Here is a 24,658-nt window from a genome sequence, read left to right as displayed (position 1 = left end):
TATGTACGAGTCACGCGATCAGCCCTTGATTACGGGTTGGCAGTTTGCCAAACGCCTGTTGATGCATACCTTGATTGGTATCGTTTTTGTAACTTTTTCCCTGATGCTGGGTGCACTGGGCCATATGTGGTTTGAAGAGAATGTGCCCTGGCACGATGCGGCCTTGAATGCAGCCATGATGGTGGGGGGACTTGGCCCCATGGCTCTGCCCGAGACCTGGGCTGGCAAAGTTTTTTTTGCGATTTATGGCGCATATATCAGTCTGGTGCTGGTCGCCACGTTCGGGCTGATTATTACGCCCGTGATGCATCGTATTTTGCATACCTTCCATCTGGAAGATTAAGCCACGGACAGGAAGGCACGGTAGAAGCGAGGAGTCCAGAAAAAGAAAGGGCACACGTCGTTTTTGAGTCCGGCTCGCTACGCCGCGCCTTTTTCATGGCTGCATGAAGGTTTAACCCTGTACGCGTTCGTGCTCCAGCCTAGCGATCAAGGCCGGTAATTCATCCATACGACGGAAGGTGTCCCGCACGCCAAGGCGGCGCAGATCTTCTTGTTTGTCGGGGACCGGGCAGTAACCCAAGACAGTCGCCCCGGCGGCCAGGCCTGCTGTCGCGCCTGTAACACTGTCTTCCACGACCAGACATTCCTTGGGGTCTACACCCAAACCCTGCGCAGCGGCCAGATACACATCCGGGTAAGGCTTGTTGCGGGGGGTCTCGGCGCCGCTATAGATATGGCTGCCAAAATAATCCAGCAGTCCCGTTTGTCCCAGTTGCAGTACCAGCTTGGCTCGGTCTGCCCCGGAGGCACAGGCAATCATGCCGGGCTTGTCGCGCAAAATGGCATCCAGAGTGTCCTGGATGCCGGGAATGGCCATGACTTCATTGCTCAAGGCATGGTTGCGGCGCATGCGAAAGGCCATCACCCATTCCATATCCAGGTCCTTACCCGTCATTTTTCGCACGGTCGGCAGCTCGTCGGGCAGGGCTTTGCCAATGAACCAGTCGTAGCACTGTTCGTAGCTCATCACCCAGCCTTCCTCTTGCAACATGTCCCGCAGCACGCGAACCGTGATGGGCTCGCTGTCTACCAGCACACCGTCACAATCAAACAGCACAGCGGAAAATGTCATCAGTAATACCTTTTAGCCAATAAAACTTGAAGTCTGTGATGATACCGCAGGCGGATGCCGAGCAGGCACGGCGCGGCGTGGACTCCTGAGTACCGGCAGGGGATCTGCCGGCCTAGTGAAAACCCCGACTCATAAATAATTGATTATTGATATATTTATATCTAAACTAAAATTTCATAATCAATAAACCTTACTGCGGAAGTTCCGTCATGGTTCATAAAACAACTCGAGTGGTGGCAGCAGCGTTGCTGGCATTGGGAATGGCTGGCGCGCAGGCGGCGGAAGTCACGCTCAAGGCGGTATCTGTCTTTACGATGGACACCTTCTTTACCAAGCGGTTCAAGCAATTCGTTGACAAGGTCAACGCAGAAGGCAAGGGCTTGGTACAGATCAACGTCATTGGTGGCCCGGAAGCCATTCCTCCTTTTGAGGTCGGCAATGCCCTGCGTTCGGGCGTGATCGATTTTGCCAATACAACCGCTGTCTTTCATGCCAACCTGGTGCCAGAGGCGCTGGCCCTGACGCTGACGGAAAAACCCATGAGCGAGCTGCGCCAGAATGGCGGCTACGAGCTGATGGACAAGATTCACCGTGAAAAAGCCAATATCACCTGGCTGGCCCGCACTACCGATGGCCTGCAATACCACATCTACACCAACAAGCCGGTGACTTCGGCGGACCTGTCGGGCTTTAAGCTGCGTGGCGTGCCGGTGTACCTGTCTTTCTTCCGTGAAATCGGTGCTACTCCCTTGCAGATTCCACCCGGCGAGGTCTATACCGCGTTGGAGCGTGGCGTGGTGGACGGGTATGGCTGGCCGTCAGTGGGTGTGATGGAAATGGGCTGGCATGAAAAAACCAAATACCGTGTTGAACCCGGCTTCTATAACGTGGAAGTGGGTTTCTTCATGAACCAGAAGAGCTGGGAAAAACTGGATGAAGAGCAAAAAGCCTTCATGCGCAAACAGATCGAGTGGATGGAGTCGCAAAACGTGACTGAACACCAGATGGCGGTGGAGGAAAAAGCCGCCACTGAGCAGGCCGGTGTGCAGGCGCTGGTTCTGGAGCCGGACGTTGCTCGTGCCTTGCGAACCAAGGCGTATGAAGCTGGTTGGGCCGGTATCGACAAATCCAGCCCCAAATACGCCGCGCAACTGCGCGAACTGTTTGGTGGTTACCAGCCTTAACGCAGATAGTTGTTGACGCTGTTGGACAGTGGACATTGCCCCCTTGCGGACAGTGTCCACTTTTTGATGGCGCCCTACGGGCGATATGATGCCCGCCCTTTCAGTGATCCTTGACCTGCGGAGAAGACGCGATGTCTGCTGCAACAGCCCCGGAAGGCCAGCCTTCCAACCCGACGTGGGGGCGTCCTTACGCCCTTTTAATGCATACCTGCGGTGCCGTGGCAGCCGTGACTTTCGGGCTGATGAGCCTGCTGGTCTGTGCTGACGTGATATTGCGAAACCTGGGTTACGACGCGCTCTCGACCAGCGTGGAGGTGACCGAGTACATGCTGATTATCGCCACCTTTGTGGCAGCCCCCTGGGTGCTGTACCTGGGCGGTCATATTCGTATTGATGTGCTGTTCAACACCTTGCCAGCTTCTGCCCAGCGCGGTCTGGATCTGCTCTCGAACCTGCTTGGACTGGGTGTTTGCGGCACACTGGCCTGGCAATGTGCCCTGGTGGCGCTGGATTCGCACGAGCAAGGCGCCATGGTTTTCAAAGCGCTGATCTTTCCCGAGTGGTGGCTCAATCTGCCTTTGCTGTTCGGGGCGGGCTTGCTGGCACTGGAATTCTTTCGTCGTCTGATTTCGCGTTCCGCGGCGCAAGGAGCCTGAGCATGGAATGGCAAATGGCATTGATCCTGCTGCTGGGATCGCTTTTTCTTCTGATGGCCATCGGCACGCCGGTGGTATTTGCCTTTCTGTCCGTCAACTTGCTGGGAGCCTGGTTGTTTCTGGGCGAAGCGGCCGGTCTGGCTCAGTGGGCACGGAATACTACCGCTTCCATTGGCAGTTTTTCGCTCACCCCCATTCCCTTGTTTGTCTTGATGGGGGAGGTGCTGTTTCATACTGGTCTGGCCTTTAAGGCCATCGACTCGATTGAACGCATGATCTCGCGCGTGCCGGGCAAATTGTCCATCGTCAGTATTCTGGGAGGGACGACGTTTGCCACCCTGTCGGGTTCGTCGATTGCCAATACGGCCATGATGGGCGGTGTGATGCTGCCTGAAATGCTGCGTCGCGGCTATCACCCTACCATGGCCATGGGCCCCATCATGGCCGTGGGCGGTATCGCCATGCTGATTCCGCCTTCGGCACTGGCGGTGATGCTGGGCAGTCTGGCCGGCATTTCGATCGAGCGCCTGCTGATTGGCGGTATTTTGCCCGGCATGTTGATGGCGGCCGGTTTCCTGGCCTATGTGGTCGTGCGTAGCCGCCTGCGTCCGCAAGATGCACCGATGAGCGATGACGATCCTGCCACACGTCTGAAGGGCTGGGCCCTGTGGAAGCCCTTTGTGCTGAATGTGGTGCCTTTGCTGGGCATCTTTATCGCGGTGGTGGGCTCCATGCTGGCCGGCTGGGCTTCGCCCACAGAGTCAGCAGCCATTGGCGTGGTCGCCTCGGTGCTGGCAACCATTGCTTACCGCGCCCTGACGCTCAAAGCCTTGTGGAAGAGCCTGATCGAAACGGCCAAAGTATCGGTGGTGATCCTGTTTATTCTGGCGGCCTCGACCACTTTTGCCCAATTGTTGAGCTTTTCGGGCGCCAGCGCTGGCTTTTTGGGCTTGATCAAAGACTATGATTTGTCGCCCTTCGTGTTGGTCATTTGCATGTTGCTGGTGCTGCTGGTGATGGGCATGGTGCTCGATCAGATCTCCATGATGATGATCGCCTTGCCCTTTTTCATGCCCTTGGCATTGGCCGCTGGTGTGGACACCGTCTGGCTGGGAGTGATGATTCTGATTGCACTGGAAATCGGCTTGTTGACCCCGCCGTTTGGTCTGTTGCTGATCGTGATGCAAAGTGTGGCACCTCCGTCCATCCGCTTGCCTCACATCTACAGTGCCGCCGTGCCCTTCCTGGTCATCGAGATCGGCATTCTGGCCCTGGTCCTGTTCGTGCCCTGGATTGCCATCGGCCTGCCAGGCCTGATCGGCTAAGGCAGAGCAGGCAGTCTGAAAGCGGGACAACAAGCATGTTGTTCCGCGAAGAAAGCCAGAGTCTGGATACAACGCTCAAACAAAAAACCTCAGTTCGGCAGATGCCAAACTGGGGTTTTTTTATGCTCAATAGCGTTGATCGTTCTTGCTGCCTATTTATGTGCAGCAAAGTGATTGATGTGGGGGCGGCGCACAAGCGCTTTAACGATCTTTCTGCCTGTCGCTGGGATCGCTTTTAGAGGCGAGTAGGACGCAGGTTGTGTGTGCCGACAGTGTTCAGGTCAGTTTTTGAGGCTTGAGCGCATAAGCCCCACGTCTTTAGCTTGTGTGTAGTAAAGCGCACTCAGCCATCCCGTCAAGAACACTAAGTCGGAGCATTCACACCCCCTATCAACAATCGTCCGATAAAAGATGCTGTGAGCTGATTGAGGGGCTGTCCGGGTGTTTGGGGCGGATCAGGCGACTTGCCGCAGGCAGATAATTGCGCAGGGGTGCAAGCACCTTGCGGTTTGAGTCCGACGCTTGTGGTTTGTCCGGGGGACAAGCCACCGGACGAGTTCAAGGGGCGCCCGTAGCGATTATCTGACCAGGGCACCGGCGCGCAGCGCCGGCAAGTTGCCAGCCCCGACACCCGGACAGCCCCTGAACCAGCGTCTTATAGTCACCTTCTTCATTGCGTCGAACCGTGGCTGATTCCAACACGTGAGTCAGCCCAATCTTTACTGACTGGGCATCTAACCCCAGCCTCAGCAAATAAGGCCATTAAACAAGCCGCTGAGAGATCCCCTTTACTTCCGCTCAAGATCCGCATAAATCCCACCATCCCGCAGAACCAACGCGACCTTATCCCCTCGCTGGACAGCCTCATCCAGCACACGAGCAATCAACACCGGCCCCGCATCGCTGGCAACCGTTGCCAGCATATACACCCCTGGCTCCTCGCCAGAAGCAGCGCTACGCGTCAGTTCCGTCACCACACCAGACGCACACTCCTCAGCCTCAAACACATCCCCATGACACATGGGACACAAGAACCGCGCCGGAAACACCCGATGATCACACTGCACACACCGAAACACAGAAGGATGCATTACAAAGCCTCCAGAACAAGCGCTGTCGAGCACATGCCATAGCGATACTCCACCATGCCGTAACCCGTGACCAAGCCATAGCGAGCCTGCGCCACCTGACGCTCCCCCGCCTGATTGCTTAACTGACGCATCACCTCAACCAGTCCATGCAGGCTGCAAGCCGCCCCGGCCTGCCCCGCTGACAATTGCCCGCCAGAGGTATTTACCGGTACACGTCCTGTGGCAATCGACTCATGAATAAAGTGTTTGGCATTATCGGCCTGAAAGAAGCCCAAATCCTGTAACTGCGCCAGCACCATGACGGGGTAGTCGTCATAAATACTGACCACATCCATCTGCGCCGGACTCAAGCCGGACTCCGCCCATAAAGCCGGAGCCAAAGCCGCCAGACCCGTGCTCAAGCCATCGCCTTGCTGATCATCAATATTGTGAAAACTGCGTAACGCCCTTACGGTAATTGCAGGCTGATTCTGCGCTGCCGGATGATCCGCGCGCATCACCATCAAGGCATTGGCACCATCGACCACCGGCACACAATCCAGCCGCGTCAAAGGGTCCGCCACTTCAGGCGCATTCATATAGTCATCCAGACTCATGGGGCTGCGATACACCGCACCCGGATTCATGCCGGCCCACAAGCGCTGGCGCATCACCAAGGCCGCATAATCCGCCCGCTCCAAACCCAGCTTGCGCATGTGATTCGCAGTCAGCATGGCAAAGCGATGATTCGGACTGCCTGCGCCCAAAGGTCGCAAATGGTCATAAGTCGTCTGGTTATAGTTCTCGACCAGTTGCTGGAAATCCTTGGCCTGAAAATGATCCCCGGCCACAATCGCTATACAGCGGGCATCCCCTGCCTGAACGGCGCGAATGGCGTGCTGCAGAATATTCAGACCGCTGGCGCCGCCATTGCTGTCATCCATTATCCAGCCCACCTTCAAGCCCAGCTTCCAGGCCAGATCAATAGCCCGGTCAGGGGCGTGGGTGAAGGAGGCCACCCCCAGGCCATCAATTTCGCCGGCCTCCAGACCCGCTGCGGCAAGAGACTGCTTGAACGCCTGGGCCAGCAGCTCGGAAGTGCCAAGCTGACCGCGTCGCGTATAGGTGACCTCGGTCGCGCCCAGCAGACGCACCGTATTCAAGTTGAAAGCAGGTGTCATGGTCAGTTCCTGTAACAGCGCTTAGCGACGAACCTGATAGCCCGCTTTTTCTCTGTCCCACGTGTTGGGACCAATGCCGCGATCACGCAGGGCAAATTTTTGAATCTTGCCATTTTCCGTAGTGGGCAAGACATCCGTAAATTCGATAAAGCGGGGGACAGCAAAATAGGGCAGGCGGCGTTCGCAATGCTGCAGCAGTTCCTCGCAGCTAACGCTGCAATCAGGACGCAGCACAATCATGGCCATGACCTCGTCCTCGGCCAGTTCGGACTTGGCCGCATACACCGCAACGGTGTGGACAGCGGGGTGACTGGCCAATGCCTGTTCGACTTCGTAGGAGGAAATGTTCTCACCACGACGGCGAATCATGTCTTTCAGACGGTCCACAAAGCGGTAGTAGCCATCGGCATCACGCACGACGCGGTCACCGGTGTGGAACCACAGGTTTTTCCAGGTCTCCACCGTCTTGTCCGGTTGCCCGTAGTAACCCAGCGCGAAGGCATAGGGTTCATCGGCGCGCAGCAACAGCTCGCCCACTTCACCGTCTGGCAGCGGGTTGTCGTTTTCATCCACTACCAGCGCCTCAAAGCCCTCGGATACACGGCCCATATAACCATTGCGCTGCTCCTGGATACCCCGGCCCATCACATAATTGGTCTCGGTGGAGCCAAAGCCATCGAGCAGGTACATCTGGCAGCGCTCCAGAAACTGGCTATGAAACTGTTCAGGCACGCCAGGGCCCAGGGCAATGCGGGTCTTGTGCTGCTTTTCTGCGGCCGTGACCGGCTTGGACAGCAAGATGGGCACCATGGCACCGAGCAGATAGGTAATGGTGGCACCAGTCTGGCACAGATTGTCAAAGAAGCGGCTGGCTGAAAACCGCTTGTCCACCACCATGCAGGCGTCACTGACCAGGGCCTGAAAGAAGGTGTTTAGGGCATTGGTGTGGAACATGGGCAGGCAGGTGTAGAGCACATCGTCGGCTTTCATGCCCAGTTTGCTGGCAGTGTAAATACCCCACCAGTAGAACTGGGCGTGGGGGCATTGCACGCCTTTGGAGGGGCCCGAGGTGCCGGAGGTGTACAGAATGGCCAGCGTATCGCCAGGGCCGATATCCGCAGGCTCGCAGTAATCGCCTAAAGCAGGCAGATCGCAGGTGGCCACAGCCAGTGTTTGTGCGGCTTCCTGGCCTTGAATCAACCAGGCTTGCTGGACGGCAGTGGCGCCAAGGTCCACATCGGCCAGCAGCGGAGTCAGATCACTTTCCACCACCAGCAGGCTGGCTTGGCTATTGCACAGAATGTGCTGCAACTGGGCACCACGCGAGGCGGTATTGATGGGCACCACAATGGCACCCAGCCAGCCGCAGCCAAGCACCATGTCCAAAAATTCGTGGCGGTTGGTGCAAAGCAGGGCGACCCGGTCGCCACGCTTGATGCCGGCGCGGCTCAGGCGGCTGGCGCTGGCTGCGGCCACTTGCAAGGTTTGTTCGCCGGTGTAGTGGGTATGACGGTCTGAGAACAGCGGGGCATCACCCATGCGCTCGGCGCGCAGGCGCAACAGGGCCGGTACCGTGCGCTGCGTGGCGGGTATTGAAAACAGCGGCAATTCAGAAGCGGGAATGGAATGGGCGTGCATGATCTATCTGTCTCCCGGCTCACGCGCCACCAAGGCGATAAGCCGATATGCATGGGTGAAATTACTAATATCCTGCAAACAGTATACTGCAATATATTATTTATAAATTCCTGTCCTTCACCGGAAAAACCCGAAGTGTCAGAGGCCATCACGCAGTGGTACTTCGGGCAAACCCAACCTTGGCGCGGGACAGAAAGGGGGTCGTTTTGCGACGTGTGGAAATACGGTTGGCAAAACAGTTGATCCGGCTTGGGGATGCGGGTTGATCAGCAATAAAACAGGCCGGGCTCACCAATTTGAGCAAGGGTGCTTCACAATGATTTTGAATAAGCCCACAGGGGCAACGGGGATAGAACAATGAAGGTATGGCTTAAGTTGGCAACGTGTTGTGCACTGATGTTGGGTGCACAGGCCCATGCTCAAAACAAGAATGTGACGCTGGTTGTGCCTTACCCACCGGGCGGTGCGGCGGACCAGCTCGCGCGCGTGATCTCCCAGGAAATGGGCACGCGCTTTGATCAAAAAGTCATCGTGGAAAACCGCCCCGGCGCGGGTGCCCAGGTGGCCATGAACGTCGTGAAGAACGCCAATCCCAGCTCCTTGGGTACGGTCCTGTTTCTGGCTGATAGCGGTGCCTATTCCTTGAATCGCCACTTGTATCAGCGTCTGAATTACGACGTGGCAACCGACCTGATCCCCATGACGCTGGCCGCCAAGGCGCCGGTGTTCCTGCTGGTCAATAAAGACAGCCCCTTCAAGACGGTTCAGGATCTGGTGGCCGCGGGCCAGAAACAGGAGCTGACGTACGGTTCGCCGGGGATGGGGACGGGGACTCACCTGCTGGGCGAGATGCTGCGTAAAGAAACCGGCGCCCGACTGGTACACGTGCCTTACAAAGGCGCTGGTCCCGCTTTGATTGACGCGGTGAGCGGCCAGATCGACTTTATTTTTGATGTGCTGACGGGCAGCCGCGGTTTCCTTGAAGATGGCCGTTTGCGTTCGATTGCGGCCGCCACGACCGAGCGCAGCCCTTTGCGTCCAGACGTGCCGACGATTGCAGAAGCCGGTATCCCCAATGTGGCGTTCACCATCTGGTGGGGCATTTCGGCCAAAGCCGGTACGCCTGAGGAAGACGTGGCCCGTCTGACCGAACAATTGACGGCGGTGCTGAAAGAAGAGTCAGTGGTCAAGAAGTTCGTGGACTTCGGTATTCAGATCGAACCTTCCACACCTCAGGAGTTTGCGGATCTGATCGAGCGTGATGCTCAAACCATGGGGCCGACCATTAAGGCCTTGGATATCACGCTGGACTAACAGGACGGCTTGATTGCAAAAGGGCGCTGCGGCGCCCTTTTTTTGTGGCCTGCGGCCGGTGACCGCAGGGGGGCGTGTCCTGTAGGGCCGCCCTCAGGCCAGCAGCTCCGCTTGCTTGAGGCAGTAGGCCGAGCAGCAAATGACCAGGTTTTCCCTAATCAACTGGGCTGCCTGCTCCTGCTGGCATTCACGGAATGCCTGGCAGATGGCCTTGGCCCGCTGCATGGTCTCCAATCGGAACTGGGGGTCCTGGAGGCAGGCAATCCGGGCTTGGTCGGCCTGATCGTGCAGGCGTGCCATGGTGTCGACCAATTGCTTGTTGGGCACCATGCTGATCCAGGCACTGCGAAAGGCCCAGTTGGCCTGAATATTGTCGATCGGGTCACCTTGCTGGTGAGTGGCTTCAATTCGGCTCAAGGCCTGTTCCATTGCCAGCATGCCCACTTTGCTTTGATGGATGCAGGCCAGCTTGGCTGCTGGTGGCTCAAGTAAAAGACGTACTGAGAAAATGTCCTCGATATCCTGGGCGGTGTAGACCCGCAGTACAAAGCCGCGTGATGTTCCTTCCAGCACCCCTTCGTTTTTCAGTTGCAGCAAGGCTTCACGCACCGGCATGCGCGAGACATTCAGGCTGGCCGCAATTTCATTATCGACCAGCCGCACGTCAAAGCCGATCTTGCCCAGGGCAATGTCCTGACGCAACATGCCATAGACTTGTTCACGGATATTGGGTTCGCGTTTCTTGTAGGGATTGGCAGCCATATGCTCGCCCGGCGTCTGGCGCACGGCAAAAGACTCAAAAGGCTATAGGATACCAAGTAAGCGCCGGGGGCTGATGGCTTTCCTGCCCGTACGGTTTTGCTGTCCAAGTTGCAGGATAATACCGGGTATTCACACCAGCACGCACCAGGAGGGCCCGTCGATGCGGTGGCGGCATGTAGAAATTTTTGACGCAATCTGCCGTGGCGGTTCATTGACACAGGCCGCGCAGTTGCTGCATATCTCCCAGCCTGCGGCCAGCAAGATGCTGGCAACGGCGGAAATGCAGCTGGGATTTCGGCTGTTTGACCGCGTGCGGGGCCGCTTGATCCCCACACGCGAGGCCAGCATCCTGGCGCCTTACGTGGCGCGCTTGCATCAGAATCTGGATGACGTCAGCCGACTGGCGCGCAATCTGCGCTCTCACCATGAAGGGCTGTGGCGTATAGGCAGCAGTCCGGCGTTTGGCCTGGAGCTGCTGCCGGTCGCCTTGAGTCGCTGCCGTCAGGCGCACCCGGCCATGAGTTTCGAGCTGCGTACCCACCATAGTGGCGAGTTGCTGCAAGCCTTGGAAACGCGCGACCTGGACATGGTGATGAGCTTTGATCAGGGCGAAGCCTCCGGTGTGCAGCGGCAGGTGTTGGCCCATACGGAACTGGTACACGTTACCTTGCCGGGCGTTGCTCCGTTGCGTCACTGGAAGGAGATGGCCGGGCGCGCCTTCATTGCTTTGGACGCGGATGACCCGGTCGGTGCGATGGTGGAAAGCCTGTTGCAAAACCATGCTCCCGATGTCACGCCCTTTATGCGTGTGCAGACCCATTACGTTGCTTGCAGTCTGGTGGTGCAGCAGGTGGGCGAGGCCCTGGTCGATCTGGTCACCGCGCGCGCCATGCAAGGCCGAGGCCTTGCCATCCATCGTTTGCCCGAGCCTTTGCCTATCCCCGTGAGTATTTTGACGGCCCCTGATGATGCGGGCTCGGGTTCGCGCGAACGCGTGCTCGATCACATCCGGCAGGCGCTGCTGGAATGCCGTTTTCCTGGTTGAGTCGTTGGTTTTTCCATAACCCAGGGTTATGGACTACAGCAACTATTCATTGGCGTCCCGACGCCGCCCCCCAGACAATAGAGCAGTTATTGGGGGTATAGCCATGCATGTATGTATTATCGGCGCCGGTGTAATCGGAATGAGCACTGCGTTCATGTTGCGCCAGAAAGGGATCAAGGTCACGGTTCTGGAGGCCGGCCCGCAGGTGGCCGGACAGACCAGTTTTGCCAACGGTGGGCAGCTAAGTTACAGCTACGTCGCCCCCTTGGCGGATCCCGGCGTGTTCAAGGATTTGCCCCGCTGGTTGTTGAACAAAGACTCGCCCCTGCGTTTTAAGCCGGCCCTGAGCCTTCAGCAATGGCGCTGGCTGCTTCATTTTCTGAAAGCCTGCCGCAGTGATGTGGTGCGTCGGACTACTGCGCAGATGCTGAGTCTGTCCTACTTGAGCCGCGACGTTCTGCACGACTGGCAAGCACGTTTCAATCTGGAGTTTGCTCATCAACGCAATGGCAAACTGATTGTGTTCCGTAGCCCGGGCCCGTTTGAGCATGCGCGTGAGCAAGCGCAACTGCAGGCTGAGCTGGGTTCGTCGCAGCAAGTGCTGGAGGCCGCCCAGGTACTGGAATTGGAACCCTCACTACAGGCTTTGGGTTCACGCTTGCAAGGTGCGATTTACACACCGAGTGAAGAAGCGGGCGACGCTTGTTTGTTTGCCCTTGCCTTGCATGAGCGCCTGCAAAACGACGGTGACTACGAATTGAGGCTGAACACGCCGGTGCAGCGTTTTGTGATGGAAGGACGCGACATTCGCGCTGTGCACACCCCGCAAGGCGAGTTTCAAGCAGATCAGTTTGTTCTTGCCAGCGGGATGGGTACGGTGTCTTTGCTGCGGCAATTGGGTGGCCGCCCGTTGATTTATCCCTTGAAGGGTTATAGCTTGAGCCTGCCGCTGGAGGGTTTGAATCAGGCGGTGCCGGCGATCAGCGTCACCGATTACGAACAGCGTATTGTGTACGCCCGTCTGGGCAAGGTACTGCGCATGGCCGCGATGGTGGATATTGGGTTTGAAGGTTTGGATATTCCTGCTGCCCGCATGGCGACCTTGAAGCAGCAGGTCAATGGCCTGTTTCCCGGTCTGCCACTGGAACAGGCCCAGACCTGGGCTGGTTTGCGGCCTGCGACGCCATCGGGCAAACCGGTGGTGGGAGCCAGCAAGCTGGCCGGTCGCTTGTGGGTGAATGCAGGCCACGGCGCATTGGGCTTCACCTTGGCTTGCGGCAGCGCAGCGATTCTGGCGGCTCACCTGACGGGCGAGGCATCTCCTATTGATGACGCGCCATTTCGTCCTTAAGCCTTGAAGGGGATGATGGGTACGAGGCCATCAATGGTCCATGGCCGGTCATGGGTTGACGGTGGCGGGGCGTGGTGTGAAGGCTTGGTGCTGGGTAATGAGCCGCGAATAATCAGTCGCGCCGATGGTGCACCCCTAGATGGAGATGGGCAAGTTTCTCTTTGGAAGCTAGCCCATTTTTTTTGTGTTTTACGTAGTGATGTTTAGACGGTTGCCCGCAAAACCGGCGTCGCTTTGAAGCCGGCCGTCAGCAGCAGGGACAGACCATAGATGGCCACTGCCAACGCAGGAATTGACCACAGCGCATTGAAATCCAGCGCGGTGAACAGGTAGCGGTACATCAGGTCGATCAGCCAGGGGTGGATCAAATACACCCCCAAGGTCAGCTCCGCCAGATGGGCACTGATGCGCGAGTTGATCAAGGGCTGATTCCAGTCACGCAGCAGCACGATCAACGCGATAGACATGGGGATGACGGTAATGCTCAGGTAGTCGTAAAAGTACGCCGCGGTTTGACGATCGTGGGTGATGGCCAACGCGTAAAAGCCCCAGGCTGTGGCCGCAATACTGCCCAGTAATACCGAGAGGGTCAGCCAGCGGGGCACGCGTACAGGTACTTTGCGCAGCAGATAGCCCAGCAGGAAATAGGGCAGATAAGACAGAAACCAGGTGAAGAAAGGAGCCGAGTGAGTGTTCAGCTCTGGCTTGCTCAGGGTGCTCAGCGCAGACAGTACGAAAGCGGCTCCAGTCAGCACCGTCAATTGCTTCAGATTGGTGTTCTGGACCATGCGACGCAAAAATGGCGTGAACAGGTACAGGAACACGATCATGTACAAAAACCAGAGGTGAAAATAGGGACGCCCCTGCAATAGACGCTCCAGATAGGGGTAGGGATCTGCCTGCGGCGTCCACCAATGTTGCTTGAAGGCGGTCCAGCCCAGGTAAAAGGCCGTCCAGAACAGCAAGGGCAGCAAGACCCGTGATGCCCGTTTGCGATAGAACAGTTTCATGCCTTCTTGAGGCCGGGGTTCGAGCAGGAGCGCACCGCTGACCATCACAAAGACCGGTACGCACCAGCGGGTGGCCGCATCATACAGATTGCCGCTCCACCAGTTGGCCGTGCCTACCTCGGCATTGAGGACGGCGTAGGCAGCGATATGCAGGCATACCACCGAGAAAATCGCCACGATCCGCGCATTGCTGATCCAGTTCATGAGAGGGCATAAAAAACAGACACCTGCTTATCCTAAGGGGCAGACGTTTCTGATTTGTCCCCCAAATACGGGATTTGGCGTCCAGTTTTGTCTGGATGTGACGGGAAGAGGGCGAGCTCACGGCTTGGCGGGCGCGGACACCGTCAGCGTGCTGTCTTTAGGTCGGGATTGAGAAAAGGGTGTATAAATTACCAGCGTTATACGGTTAAATAGCAGGCTTAGCCGGACAGACCGGTCAGGACATTCCTGATCTGGCGGTGCTGGGCAGGAGTAGGGTGGATGCAGCTGGATTTGACGGGAATGGATGTGCTGATCGCGGTGGTCGCCTTGGCGCTGGGACTGGTGCTGGGTGCATGGCTGCGGTCGCGCATGACCGCCCCGGTCGAGCGGGCACTGGAGGATCGATGCGCGCGTCTGGAGCAGGATCTGGCCCATGCTCACGAGCACTCTCAGCACGCCCAGAACCGGGCCGTGGAACTGGATAAAGAGCTGATACGCCGCGATGCTCAGATTCAGGCCCAGGAACGGCGTAACCAGGCTATCCAGGAGGACCTGGAACATAGCCGTGAACAAATGCGGCTGCAGTTCGAGTCGCTGGCTCAACAGATTCTGGAGGCCAAAGGACAAACGTTGCGCCAGGACAGCCAGCGCACCCTGGATGAAATGCTGCGACCCTTTCGCGAGCAATTGGCTGGTTTTCAACTGCGGGTGAACCAGGTGCATGACGAGTCCGTGAAAGGCCAGACCGCCTTGAGTCTGGAGCTGCAACGCATGCAGGAAATGGGGCTGCGCATGAGTGCCGAAGCGCACTCGCTGGCGATGGCCCTGAAAGGTGATAAGAAAACCACGGGGAATTGGGGTGAAACCCAGCTGGAGAAAACGCTGGAAGTGGCGGGGCTGGTGCGTGGTGTGCACTTTGATACGCAGTGGCAGGCACGCGATGAGCAAGGCCGCCTGCGGTATCCCGATTTTGTGGTCCATCTTCCCCAGGACAAGCATCTGGTGCTGGACTGTAAGGTGTCCCTGGTGGACTACGACCGCGCCATTCGTGCTCAGACCGATGAGGAGCGTCAGCAAAGCCTGCAGGCGCATGTGCAGGCACTGCGCAACCATATTGATGATCTGGCCACCAAGGATTACAGCGCCTTGCCCGGTTTGAACAGCCCTGGTTTTGTATTCATGTATGTGCCGATTGAAGCGGCCTATATGCAGGCGTTGCAGCAGCATCATGGTCTGTTCGATTACGGTCTGGGTAAGAACGTCCTGATGGTTTCACACACGACCTTGCTGCCCATTTTGCGCACCGTAGCCAATATCTGGATGATGGTGCGCAGCAATGAGCAGGCCCACGAACTGAGCCAACGTGCAGGGGATATCTATAACCAGGTGTCTCTCCTGGCCGAACGTCTGAAAAAGCTGGGCGAAACCTTGGGGCAGGCGGGCAAACACTACAACAGCACCGTTACGGCACTGGCTGGCCAGCAAGGTTTGTACGGCAAAGTCAGCCGCTTTGCCGAGCTATCGGCCAGGGCCAAACGTACGCAGCCGGGGATTGAGCCCTTGCATACGGATATTGAGCATGAGCGGCTGGAATGGGTGTTGCCGCAAGAGACTGAGCCGGTGCAGGAAAAAGGGTCGGATGCGTGATCGTGCGTGACAGCACAAGCCCCTGCTTGGCTGCGCGATGAGGCCAGGCCGTCCTTATCTGACATGCCTGGAGTCGTGCCAATATCAGCGGGAAGATGGCCGTCAGGGCTGAGTGTGACGGGGCTGGCGTGGCGACGGGAATAAGGTGAAACCGGTGCATGCAGCCCGCGTTTTCAGGGGGCGGCGGCAGGACCCCCATCCTGCTCAATAAGCTCCAGCCACTGCTCCACCAGTTGCGGGGCGCTGAACAAATAGCCCTGCAATCCATGGCAGCCGCGACGCAGCAGGAATTCTTTCTGCTGCTCGTTTTCCACCCCTTCTGCCACCACGTGCAGGCCCAGTTGTCGTGCCATGGCCAGTACCGTGCGCACAATGGCGTTGGCTTCTTGCTCCCCAGGCACCCCCAGAATCAGGCTGCGGTCCATTTTCAACTCATACAGTGGCAGGCGGCGTATGGCGGCCAGGTTGGAATAGCCGGTACCAAAGTCATCCATGGAAAAGCGGATGCCCAGATCCTTGAGTTCCCGCATCATGCTGTTGGCAGAGCTGAAGTCCTCCATCAGCACGCCTTCGGTAATCTCAAAAATCAGGCGATGGGCGGGGGCGCCGCTGCTTTCCAGAATCTGGCGTGTGCGGCGGGCAAAATCGGGCCGGCGGAACTGGATCGGGCTGACGTTAATGGAAATCGGAAAGTGGCACTGCTGGGTTTGCAGCAGCAGATCACAGACCGAGGCCATGATCCAGTCGCCCAGGGGGGTGATCAGGTCCGTGCTTTCCGCCAGCGGAATGAACAGATTGGGAGTGAGCATGCCGCGGGTGGGATGCAGCCAGCGCAGCAGTACTTCAGCACCACAAATACGGTTGTGCTTGTCGTACTGGGACTGCACAAACAGGCGCAGTTGATCCGATCCTATGGCAAAGCGCAGATCGTGTTGCAGATTCAAATGTTCTTCGACGGCCTCTTGCATGCCAGGCTCGTACAGCGTGATCTGGTTGCGGCCATTTTCTTTGGAGCGATACATGGCCGTGTCGGCCTGACGCATCAGATCTTCCGAAGTCAGGGTGCTGTCGGTAATCAGGGCCAGACCGATACTGCTGCTGCTCAGATACGAATGGCCTTCAATGTTGTAAGGCTCCTCAAGACGGGTGCGCACCAGTTCAGCAAATTCCAGTGCTTCTTTGTAGCAGTCGCGCACGGTGCCTGGGTGCAGAATCTTCAGGATGACAAACTCGTCCCCGCCCAGTCGGGCCACGATGTCCTGGGGGTCAATAATCAAGGACAGGCGGCGTGCTACTTTGCGCAGCAAGGCATCGCCAATGGCGTGTCCGCGTGCGTCGTTGATATGTTTGAAGCGGTCCAGATCCAGAAAGTACAACGCACCGGGCCGTTTGTAAGGCTCGATGGTTTGCAGGTGGCGTTCCAGGCGTTGCAGCAGCAGGCGGCGATTGGGCAGTTCGGTGAGTGGATCGTAAAAAGCCAGCCGATAGTTTTCTGATTGCGTGGCTTTAAGGGCCGAGATGTTGGTGGAGATGCAGTACAGGCTGGTTTGCCGCGTTTCCGGGTCTTGGACGGGCATCTTGATGGAGAAAAATGTGGCGCGTATATCGCCTTTACGGTCCCGCACCACCTCTTCCACGGCCAATCGTTCACCGCTGTACAGCACCTGTTCGTCGTTGTGCCGGAATTCGTTGATGGTCTGTTTGTTGGCGTACAGATCCTGATCGGTTTTACCCACAATGCTGTCGGTGGTGTAGTTCAGGTCCTCGCACAGCTTGCGGTTGGCGTATTGATAGCGGAACTGATCGTCCTTGATGTACACGTAGGCGTCAATGGCATCGAGCACCGTATGCAAATGATGCTCGGTGCGCAGCAGTTTTTTGCGCTGGCGACGCAGGACAATGCGCATCAGGGTCACGGTAAGCAGAGCGATCGTCAACAAGACGCCCAGCGTCAGCAATGCAGGAATAATCCAGGGCTTGGTCGGCTTTTCGATCAGGCGCAGACCCCACTGGTTCAGCGTTTCGGTATAGAACGGGTCGTTATTGTCTTGCCAGTTCTTGATGTGGGTATCAATGGCCGCCAGCAGATCCAGGTTGCGGTCCTTGGCAGTGACAAAATAAGTGTTGGTCGGTTCCAGCCGGATAGGGGCGGTTTTCAGGCCATGTTCACCGGCATGGCGTACCCCAAATAAATGGCCGACTACTGCGGCGTCGGCCTGTTTGGTCTGTACCAGTTTCAGGGCACTGTACTGGGAGTCGGTGATGACCAGCCTGGAGCCCAGTTCCAGTTTTTGCAAAATATTGTAGAGCTGGGTCAGTTGCAGGGTGCCGCTCATGACCGCAATGCGTTTGCCATTCAGGTCGTTCAGCGCGCCGATATGTGTGGTTTTGCCTGTGAAGATCTGAGACCAGTCCTCCAGCACCGCTCGGTTGTGGTAGCTGTACAGCGCTGCCCGTTCGGGCGAATAGGCCAGTCCTGGCACGAGATCGAGCAGGTCGTTTTGCAAGGCGTTCAGGCACTGTTGCCAGTCGCACTGTACCGCCTCCAGGGTCCAGCCCTCGCGCTTGGCAATCTCCATCAGCAGCTCGCCCATAATGCCGCCGGGACGGGCCTGGCTATCCAGCAAAAGCTTGGGGGGATTTTCATAGACGCCCACACGCACAATATGCTGTTGGGCATGCGGTGCCGCCTGGGCAAAGGGGACCAACAGGCCCAGGATAGCCAGTAGGCTTGGCATGTAGATTGCCCTGCGCAGCGATAGATAAATAAGGCGGGGCAATTTCATGATGAAGTGGCTGCACAAAGCAGGGAATCGGGTGCGGTCATGCAACAATGATGTGACTAATTTAACTGAATATCGAGAACGGGGGCGGATGCGTGCCACATTTCGGTAACAAATAGCAGGGAGCAGACGAATGGCGGATTGTGAAACCGTAGAGGTGAGTGTTAAAGGGCGGGTCCAGGGGCTTGGGTTTCGTGCCAGCGCCTTGCGTCACGCGCATCTGTATGGCGTCAAAGGCTGGGTCAGCAATGCAGGGGACGGCTCGGTGGAGCTGTTGTTGCAAGGCACGGCCGATGCCATCGATCGTATGGTCAGCTGGCTTTATATCGGTCCCGAGCAGGCGCAGGTTGAGCAGGTGGATATACAGCGCTCTTACACCGACAAGCGTTACGACTTTTTCGAAATTCGCTAATGCCACCCATCATTGGCAGCACAACGCCCTGAAAAAGAAATAATGATAGCGAATTGCGGGCAAACCCTAGTAAAACATTTGTTTTTTTTGTTCGTCTCCAGATTAACATGCGTTTTATTGTGTGGATGTGTGAGTAGAACGATACATGGAGCCCTTGTTACGCCTGCAGCGTCTCTTGCCTGAGCTGACTCCCGAGTTGCGTCGGGCGGCCCAATGGGTAGAACGCCATCCGGTAGAGGTCAGCCTGTGGTCCATGCGCAAGCAGGCGCAGGCCTTGTCGCTGGCTCCGGCCACCATGCTCCGTCTGGCCAAAGCGGCGGGCTATGAAAGCTATGATGGCTTTCGCGAGCCCTTCCAACAGGCTTTGCATCGCACCAGCGGCACGATGGCCGCACGCGCCCAGAACTTGCAAGGCAGCCGCGCCTCGGAGCAACAGGCCAGGGACTTGGGTGCGCAACAGGAGCAGGCGTTGGCGTCCGTGTTGCGGCTCAACCCGCTTAATGCGCTTGATGCGTGCGCCCGGGCCATTCTGGGCGCGTCCAAGGTCGGGTTCTTGGGGCTGGGAGCCAGCTTTGCCTGCGCTTTTCAGATGCATTACGCCTATCAGCTGATTCGGGGCGACGGTGTCTTGCTGAACCGGGCGGCCGATTTGCTGTTGGAGCTGGAAACGGGTCTGGATAGCGGCAGTGTGTTGCTGGTCATCAGTCAGGCGCCGTACGTTAAAGCCGTGGTCAACAGCGTGCAGCAAGCGGTGCAACGCGGGATTCCCGTCGTGGCAATTACCGATAGTGTGTTGTCACCGATTGCACAAGGTGCCCGGCATGTTTTGTTGTTCGAGGCACAGACCGGTGGTCAGTGCGCAGCAAGTTTTTTCCATTCCCTGGTGGGCGCCGTCACCGTAGCCGAGCATCTGCTGGCGCGGATTGCCGCGCTGGGAGGCAAGCCGGTTGTACAGCGCTTGGCGCAACTGGAGACATCCTTTCGTAGTCAGGGAATTTATTGGCAGCACGATGAAGAGGCAGGCCCGGCTCCTGCAAAGTGAAGAAAACCGGCCGTACCGGCTATACAAACAGGGGATTTCCCCATGGGAGACAAGAAGATGGAACACATTAGCAAACAAACCGGCAAAAAGAAGGTGTGGGCGCTCAGCGCAACGGCGGCGGTTTGCGCCATGCTACTGAGCCCGCTGCCGGCCAGTGCCCAGCAGAAATTTGTCAGTATCGGCACGGGAGGCGTGACTGGCGTGTATTACGCCGCGGGCGGTGCGATTTGCCGTCTGGTCAATAAAGATCGGGGTACCGATGGCGTGCGCTGCTCGGTAGAGTCCACCGGAGGCTCGGTTTTCAACGTCAATACTATCAAGGCCGGTGAGCTGGACCTGGGCGTGGTGCAGTCCGATGTAGGTTACAACGCCTATAACGGTGAAGGGCAGTTCAAGGACGGAGGGGCTTACAAGAAGCTGCGTTCGGTGTTTTCTATTCACCCGGAACCCTTTACCGTGCTTTCGCGCAAAGAGGCCAACATCAATACCTTTGATGATTTCAAGGGAAAACGCTTTAACGTGGGCAATCCGGGCTCGGGCACACGGGCATCGATGGATCAGTTGTTGCAGGCAATGGGTCTGGACAACAGCTTTTTCTCGCTGGCCTCGGAACTGCGTCCTGATGAGCATGGCCCGGCCCTGTGTGACGGCAAGATCGATGGCTTCATTTATGGCGTAGGCCACCCCTCGGCCAATATTCAGGACCCCACCACCTCTTGCGGCGCCAAGCTGGTCCCACTGACCGGAGCGGCGGTAGACAAGTTGGTCGAGACCTATCCCTACTACGCCAAAGCCGTGATTCCAGGCGGGTTGTACCCAAATAACCCGGACGATGTGCAAACCTACGGCGTTTTGGCCACCTTTGTGACCTCGGAAGATGTGCCCGAAGAGTCGGTCTATAACGTTGTCAAAGCCGTGTTCGACAATTTTGACGACTTCAAGCGCTTGCACCCTGCATTGGCAAACCTGAAAAAAGAGGACATGGTTAAAAATGGCCTGTCCGCTCCCTTGCACAAAGGGGCTGAAAAGTACTTCAAGGAAAAAGGGCTGCTGTAAGACAGTCTGATCGTGGCCAGGCCGGCACAGGCCGCCTGGCCGCAAGTGCCGCTGCACCAGCAGTGGTCTTGCTTTTCCTGGAGACACATGCAAATGACACAACAAGAACCTAAAAAAACGGCGCAGGACGTCGCTCTGACACAGGATGAAACAGCACAACTGGAAAAACTGGTTGCCGATGTAGACCGGGGTGGGCGTTCGGTCACGGGTGCGGCGGGCATGGTGTTGTTCCTGGCTGCAATCGGCTGGTCTCTGTTCCAGCTCTGGTACGCCTCTCCGTTGCCTTTTGCCCTGAATCTGGGGATTTTCAATGATACTGAGGCGCGTGCCCTGCACTTGGGCATCGCCATGTTTCTGGCCTATCTGGCGTATCCTGCCTGCAAGAGTTCGGCTCGGGATCGCATCCCTGTTCAAGACTGGATATTGGCGCTGATCGCCGCATTTTGCGGCTCGTATCTGTTCTTTTTCTATAAAGAGCTGGCCATGCGTCCCGGCATCCCGACCACGATGGACGTGGTGGTGGCCAGTGTGGGTCTGGTCTTGCTGCTGGAGGCCACGCGGCGCTCCTTGGGCGCGCCCATGGCGGTATTGGCGCTTATTTTCATTGCCTATATCTTTTTGGGCCCCTGGTTGCCCGATGCCTTGTCCCACCGTGGCGCTTCCTTGCAGCGTCTGGTCTCACACATGTGGTTGACCACCGAAGGGGTCTACGGGGTGGCCCTGGGCGTTTCTGTTTCTTATATTTTCATTTTTGTATTGCTGGGCTCGTTGCTGGATCGTTGCGGGGCGGGCAATTACATGATGCAGGTCTCCTTTGCCTTGTTGGGGCACTTGCGCGGCGGGCCTGCCAAAGTGGCGGTGGTGTCCTCGGCGGTCAATGGCATTGTGTCGGCCTCCTCGGTTGCCAACGTGGTGACGGGGGGCATTTTCACCATCCCCCTGATGAAAAAAGCCGGTTACGGTGGCATCCGTGCCGGCGCGATTGAAACCGCCTCCTCGGTCAATGGGCAGATCATGCCCCCAGTCATGGGCGCAGCTGCGTTTCTGATGATTGAGTATGTCGGCATTCCCTATACCGACATCATTCGGCATGCCTTGCTGCCTGCGGTCATTTCGTACATTGCCCTGTTCTACATCGTGCACCTGGAGGCGCTCAAACTGGGGATTCAACCGATGATGGCATCGGGCAAGCCCAAGACCTTTGTGCAAAAACTGGCTGGCTGGGGCATGGGGACGGCCGGCACCCTGATTGTGATGGGGCTGGTGTACTGGATAGGCGTCGGCGTGCAGGCGGTGGCCGGTGCCGCTGCAATCTGGATTCTGTTGTTCCTGCTACTGGCCTTGTACGTGTTTTTGCTGAAAGTGGCAGCGGATCATGAGGATCTGCCCACCGATATCAATGTGAACACGCCGGTGCGGCCCGAACCCTGGCCAACGGTGCGAGCCGGTTTGTATTTTCTGATCCCGATTGGCATTTTGGTCTGGTGCCTGACGGTAGAGATGATGTCTGCGGGCCTGTCGGCTTTCTGGGCAGTAATGGCCATGTTGTTCCAGATGGCGACACAACGGCCCATCATCGCCTGGTTTCGCAAACAGGCGACCGCCCAGCCTCTGCGCCAGGGCATCAGTGAAGTCTGGGTGGGGCTGCAGGAAGGCGCTCGCAATATGGTGGGCATCGGCATTGCCTGCGGGACGGCGGGCCTGATTGTAGGGGCCATCACACTGACTGGCCTGGGCCTGCGCATGACTGCCTTCGTGGAGATGGTATCCATGGGCAATGTGCTGGTCATGCTGTTTTTCACCGCTGCAGTATGTCTGGTTCTGGGTCTGGGTATGCCAACGACCGCCAACTACATTTTGATGGCGACCTTGATGGCCCCCGTCGTGGTGGAACTGGGGGCGCAAAGCGGGATGGTCATTCCGCTGATTGCGGTCCACATGTTTGTGTTCTATTACGGGATCATGGCGGACATCACGCCGCCGGTCGGCCTGGCCACCTTTGCAGCGGCAGCCATTTCAGGTGAGGACCCGATCAAGACGGGCGTGCAGGGCGTGACCTATGCGATGCGCACCGCCGTGTTGCCGTTCATGTTCATCTTCAATCCCATGCTGCTGCTGATCGGCATTCACAGTGCCTGGGAATTAATGCTGGTGGTGCTGGGCGCCACGGTTGCATCGCTGGCCTTTGCCGCAGCCACCATGGGCTGGTTGCGGATCAAGACGAGCTGGCTGGAGACCGGCCTGCTGTTGCTGGTGACTTTCATGTTGTTCCGCCCCGACTGGTTTATGGATCACGTTGCTGAGAAATATCAGGATCGTCCTGCTTCGGAGTTGATGCAGATTGTGCAGACCATACCGGATGGCGGAAATCTGGTGGTTCAACTGGCCGGGATGAACCTGGAAGGCAAGGATTTGCAGAAAACAGTAGCGGTGTCGTTGCCGGCCTTGCCGCCAGGTGACCAAGCGAGCGGTCTGGCAGCGGCCAGCAAGCGCTTGTCGCAAGCGGGCCTGACGATCATGGCATTTGGCGACACGGCCCAAATTGCATCCGTGAGTTTTGGCAGTCCCGCACGTCGAGCCGGGTGGGAGCAAGGCTGGGACATTGAGCAGGTGAAGGTGCCTCATCCAGATCGCCCTTCGGAATTCTGGGTGTATATACCCGCTTTTCTGATCTTGATCTGGCTGTGGACTCGTCAAGGTGTGCGGATGCGTCGTATCCCCGATCCGGTTCGGCACTGAGCGTGTCAGTACTACCGGCCGTCCTTGCGGTGGCGGGTAGTACACTGATGGCCCTGATTGTCTGGCCCGCTGCGTTGGCGGGCCGTTTTCCGTGTGGCTTTTCTTGTCATGACACCGATAAACAGCGTCCCGCCCGTGCCTTCGCGTGACGGGGTCAGCCCCAGCAAAGTGTGGTGCCCGCCCGGTCCGTGGCAGCGGCTCGATGAGTTTTTGCTGCAGCGTTTTCCACATGTGAATCCTGAGGTTTTGCTCGATAGACTCAGGCGTGGCGACATTCTGGATCAGAATGCGGTACCCCAGACGCTGGATTCACCCTACCGGGCTGAGCGTTGGCTGTGGTACTTCCGCATGGTGGACAAGGAAACCATCGTTCCCTTTGAGATGCCCATCCTGTATGCGGATGAGTGTTTGATTGCGGTCGACAAGCCGCATTTTCTGGCGACGACGCCCGGCGGACGCCATTTGCATGAAACAGCCTTGAGTCGCCTGCGAAAACATTTCAAAGAGGATGGCATCAGCCCTATTCACCGGCTGGACCGGGAAACAGCGGGTATTTTGCTGTTTTGTCGGGACCCGTCTGCCCGTGGGGCATATCAGTCCCTGTTTCAGCAAGGTGGCATTGAGAAGGAATATGAGGCGGTGGCACCATTTCAGGAAAAACTGGCAAGCGGGCTGGTGTACCGTAGCCGCCTGAAAGAGGTGCCGGGCCGTTTTGTGATGGAAGAAGTGGCGGGAGAGCCCAACAGCAGTACCGAAATCGTGTGCGAGCGACATTGGCAGACCGGGCAGGGCGATCATCGGGCGCTTTATCGCCTGCGCCCGCATAGCGGTCGCAAGCATCAGTTGCGGGTGCATTTGAGCAGCTTGGGTGCCCCCATTCTCAATGATGTGTTTTATCCGGAGTTGTTGCCCGAGCGCGCTGCCGATGATTTCAGTCAGCCGCTGCAATTGCTGGCGCGGCACATTGCATTCATCGACCCTTTGAGTGGCCAGCCACGGCGCTTTAGCAGCCAACGTCAGCTGGAGCTGGCCTAGTTGGCCTCAGCGTTCACGCCGCGACTCGAACTGCGGGCATCTTGAGTGAACGTCAGGCGGGCAACAGGT

General features: G+C 57.5%; 21 protein-coding genes. 14 read left to right on the top strand and 7 right to left on the bottom strand.

The window, feature by feature from the left end:
* The first annotated feature begins 1 nt into the window (after position 1).
* Positions 2 to 343, top strand: a complete 342-nt coding sequence (locus tag VF694_RS12605; RefSeq protein ID WP_003804912.1) for a hypothetical protein — start codon at positions 2 to 4, stop codon at positions 341 to 343.
* A 111-nt stretch (positions 344 to 454) separates the two neighbouring features.
* Here VF694_RS12605 and VF694_RS12600 read toward each other — a convergent pair whose 3' ends face one another.
* Positions 455 to 1,135 (bottom strand): HAD family hydrolase, encoded by a 681-nt coding sequence (locus tag VF694_RS12600; protein WP_003804908.1) that lies wholly within the window; start codon positions 1,133 to 1,135, stop codon positions 455 to 457.
* Between the two features lie 209 nt (positions 1,136 to 1,344).
* Between VF694_RS12600 and dctP the strand changes: the two genes are divergently transcribed.
* From dctP to VF694_RS12580, 4 genes are all read left to right on the top strand, one after another.
* Positions 1,345 to 2,319 carry a TRAP transporter substrate-binding protein DctP gene (gene dctP / locus VF694_RS12595; RefSeq protein ID WP_039944037.1) on the top strand — a complete coding sequence of 325 codons (975 nt, stop codon included), beginning with the start codon at positions 1,345 to 1,347 and terminating at the stop codon, positions 2,317 to 2,319.
* 131 nt (positions 2,320 to 2,450) lie between these two features.
* On the top strand, positions 2,451 to 2,975 hold the full coding sequence (locus tag VF694_RS12590) for a TRAP transporter small permease (protein WP_003804904.1): 525 nt from the start codon (positions 2,451 to 2,453) through the stop codon (positions 2,973 to 2,975).
* Between the two features lie 2 nt (positions 2,976 to 2,977).
* Positions 2,978 to 4,300 carry a TRAP transporter large permease gene (locus VF694_RS12585; protein WP_131071161.1) on the top strand — a complete coding sequence of 441 codons (1,323 nt, stop codon included), beginning with the start codon at positions 2,978 to 2,980 and terminating at the stop codon, positions 4,298 to 4,300.
* A 35-nt stretch (positions 4,301 to 4,335) separates the two neighbouring features.
* Positions 4,336 to 4,539: a hypothetical protein gene (locus VF694_RS12580; RefSeq protein WP_440164500.1), complete on the top strand. Its 204-nt coding sequence runs from the start codon at positions 4,336 to 4,338 to the stop codon at positions 4,537 to 4,539.
* A 549-nt stretch (positions 4,540 to 5,088) separates the two neighbouring features.
* Here VF694_RS12580 and VF694_RS12575 read toward each other — a convergent pair.
* The 3 genes from VF694_RS12575 to VF694_RS12565 are packed head-to-tail and all read right to left on the bottom strand — an operon-like array spanning position 5,089 to position 8,189.
* A complete protein-coding gene (locus VF694_RS12575; protein ID WP_440164498.1) occupies positions 5,089 to 5,391 on the bottom strand; it encodes a rubredoxin in 303 nt (100 codons plus the stop codon).
* A complete protein-coding gene (locus VF694_RS12570; RefSeq protein WP_440164496.1) occupies positions 5,391 to 6,551 on the bottom strand; it encodes a thiolase family protein in 1,161 nt (386 codons plus the stop codon). Before VF694_RS12570 ends, VF694_RS12575 begins: the two co-directional genes overlap by 1 nt.
* Before the next feature lie 21 nt (positions 6,552 to 6,572).
* Positions 6,573 to 8,189 carry an ATP-dependent acyl-CoA ligase gene (locus tag VF694_RS12565; RefSeq protein ID WP_003804897.1) on the bottom strand — a complete coding sequence of 539 codons (1,617 nt, stop codon included), beginning with the start codon at positions 8,187 to 8,189 and terminating at the stop codon, positions 6,573 to 6,575.
* 357 nt (positions 8,190 to 8,546) lie between these two features.
* On the opposite strand from VF694_RS12565, the gene VF694_RS12560 reads away from it, so the two are divergent.
* Positions 8,547 to 9,503: a Bug family tripartite tricarboxylate transporter substrate binding protein gene (locus VF694_RS12560; protein WP_039944036.1), complete on the top strand. Its 957-nt coding sequence runs from the start codon at positions 8,547 to 8,549 to the stop codon at positions 9,501 to 9,503.
* A 93-nt stretch (positions 9,504 to 9,596) separates the two neighbouring features.
* On the opposite strand, the gene VF694_RS12555 is transcribed toward VF694_RS12560, so the two are convergent.
* Positions 9,597 to 10,265, bottom strand: a complete 669-nt coding sequence (locus VF694_RS12555) for a GntR family transcriptional regulator (RefSeq protein ID WP_003804894.1) — start codon at positions 10,263 to 10,265, stop codon at positions 9,597 to 9,599.
* 160 nt (positions 10,266 to 10,425) lie between these two features.
* Between VF694_RS12555 and VF694_RS12550 the strand changes: the two genes are divergently transcribed.
* Together VF694_RS12550 and VF694_RS12545 are read left to right on the top strand one after the other, a co-directional pair.
* Positions 10,426 to 11,310, top strand: a complete 885-nt coding sequence (locus tag VF694_RS12550) for a LysR family transcriptional regulator (protein ID WP_003804892.1) — start codon at positions 10,426 to 10,428, stop codon at positions 11,308 to 11,310.
* A gap of 103 nt (positions 11,311 to 11,413) precedes the next feature.
* The gene (locus tag VF694_RS12545) at positions 11,414 to 12,661 is read left to right on the top strand and encodes a D-amino acid dehydrogenase (RefSeq protein WP_240209193.1); all 1,248 of its coding nucleotides are present in this window, start codon (positions 11,414 to 11,416) and stop codon (positions 12,659 to 12,661) included.
* A gap of 203 nt (positions 12,662 to 12,864) precedes the next feature.
* Here VF694_RS12545 and VF694_RS12540 read toward each other — a convergent pair whose 3' ends face one another.
* A complete protein-coding gene (locus VF694_RS12540) occupies positions 12,865 to 13,875 on the bottom strand; it encodes an acyltransferase (RefSeq protein ID WP_059318368.1) in 1,011 nt (336 codons plus the stop codon).
* 279 nt (positions 13,876 to 14,154) lie between these two features.
* Between VF694_RS12540 and rmuC the strand changes: the two genes are divergently transcribed.
* Complete coding sequence (gene rmuC / locus VF694_RS12535; protein ID WP_059318367.1) at positions 14,155 to 15,522, top strand: DNA recombination protein RmuC; 1,368 nt, start codon at positions 14,155 to 14,157, stop codon at positions 15,520 to 15,522.
* Positions 15,523 to 15,695: 173 nt separating this feature from the next.
* Here the strand turns inward: rmuC and VF694_RS12530 are convergent, their stop codons facing one another.
* Positions 15,696 to 18,260 (bottom strand): EAL domain-containing protein, encoded by a 2,565-nt coding sequence (locus tag VF694_RS12530; RefSeq protein WP_003804885.1) that lies wholly within the window; start codon positions 18,258 to 18,260, stop codon positions 15,696 to 15,698.
* Between the two features lie 178 nt (positions 18,261 to 18,438).
* Here VF694_RS12530 and VF694_RS12525 point away from each other — a divergent pair, with 178 nt between their 5' ends.
* The 5 genes from VF694_RS12525 to VF694_RS12505 all read left to right on the top strand — a co-directional run bounded on the left by VF694_RS12525 (position 18,439) and on the right by VF694_RS12505 (position 24,589).
* Positions 18,439 to 18,717 (top strand): acylphosphatase, encoded by a 279-nt coding sequence (locus VF694_RS12525; RefSeq protein WP_003804883.1) that lies wholly within the window; start codon positions 18,439 to 18,441, stop codon positions 18,715 to 18,717.
* A 145-nt stretch (positions 18,718 to 18,862) separates the two neighbouring features.
* The gene (locus VF694_RS12520) at positions 18,863 to 19,759 is read left to right on the top strand and encodes a MurR/RpiR family transcriptional regulator (RefSeq protein ID WP_003804880.1); all 897 of its coding nucleotides are present in this window, start codon (positions 18,863 to 18,865) and stop codon (positions 19,757 to 19,759) included.
* 57 nt (positions 19,760 to 19,816) lie between these two features.
* On the top strand, positions 19,817 to 20,815 hold the full coding sequence (locus tag VF694_RS12515) for a TAXI family TRAP transporter solute-binding subunit (RefSeq protein WP_039944047.1): 999 nt from the start codon (positions 19,817 to 19,819) through the stop codon (positions 20,813 to 20,815).
* A 93-nt stretch (positions 20,816 to 20,908) separates the two neighbouring features.
* Positions 20,909 to 23,554, top strand: a complete 2,646-nt coding sequence (locus VF694_RS12510) for a TRAP transporter permease (RefSeq protein ID WP_100214922.1) — start codon at positions 20,909 to 20,911, stop codon at positions 23,552 to 23,554.
* A 108-nt stretch (positions 23,555 to 23,662) separates the two neighbouring features.
* The gene (locus VF694_RS12505) at positions 23,663 to 24,589 is read left to right on the top strand and encodes a pseudouridine synthase (RefSeq protein ID WP_440164491.1); all 927 of its coding nucleotides are present in this window, start codon (positions 23,663 to 23,665) and stop codon (positions 24,587 to 24,589) included.
* Positions 24,590 to 24,658 lie beyond the last annotated feature (69 nt).

Origin of the sequence: Alcaligenes sp. Lyrl_28, from assembly GCF_051948705.1 — a bacterium.
In the GTDB taxonomy this organism is placed as follows: domain Bacteria; phylum Pseudomonadota; class Gammaproteobacteria; order Burkholderiales; family Burkholderiaceae_B; genus Alcaligenes; species Alcaligenes ammonioxydans.
The sequence above is the reverse complement of the archived record's forward strand: the minus strand, read 5'-3'. Positions and strand labels throughout refer to the sequence as shown.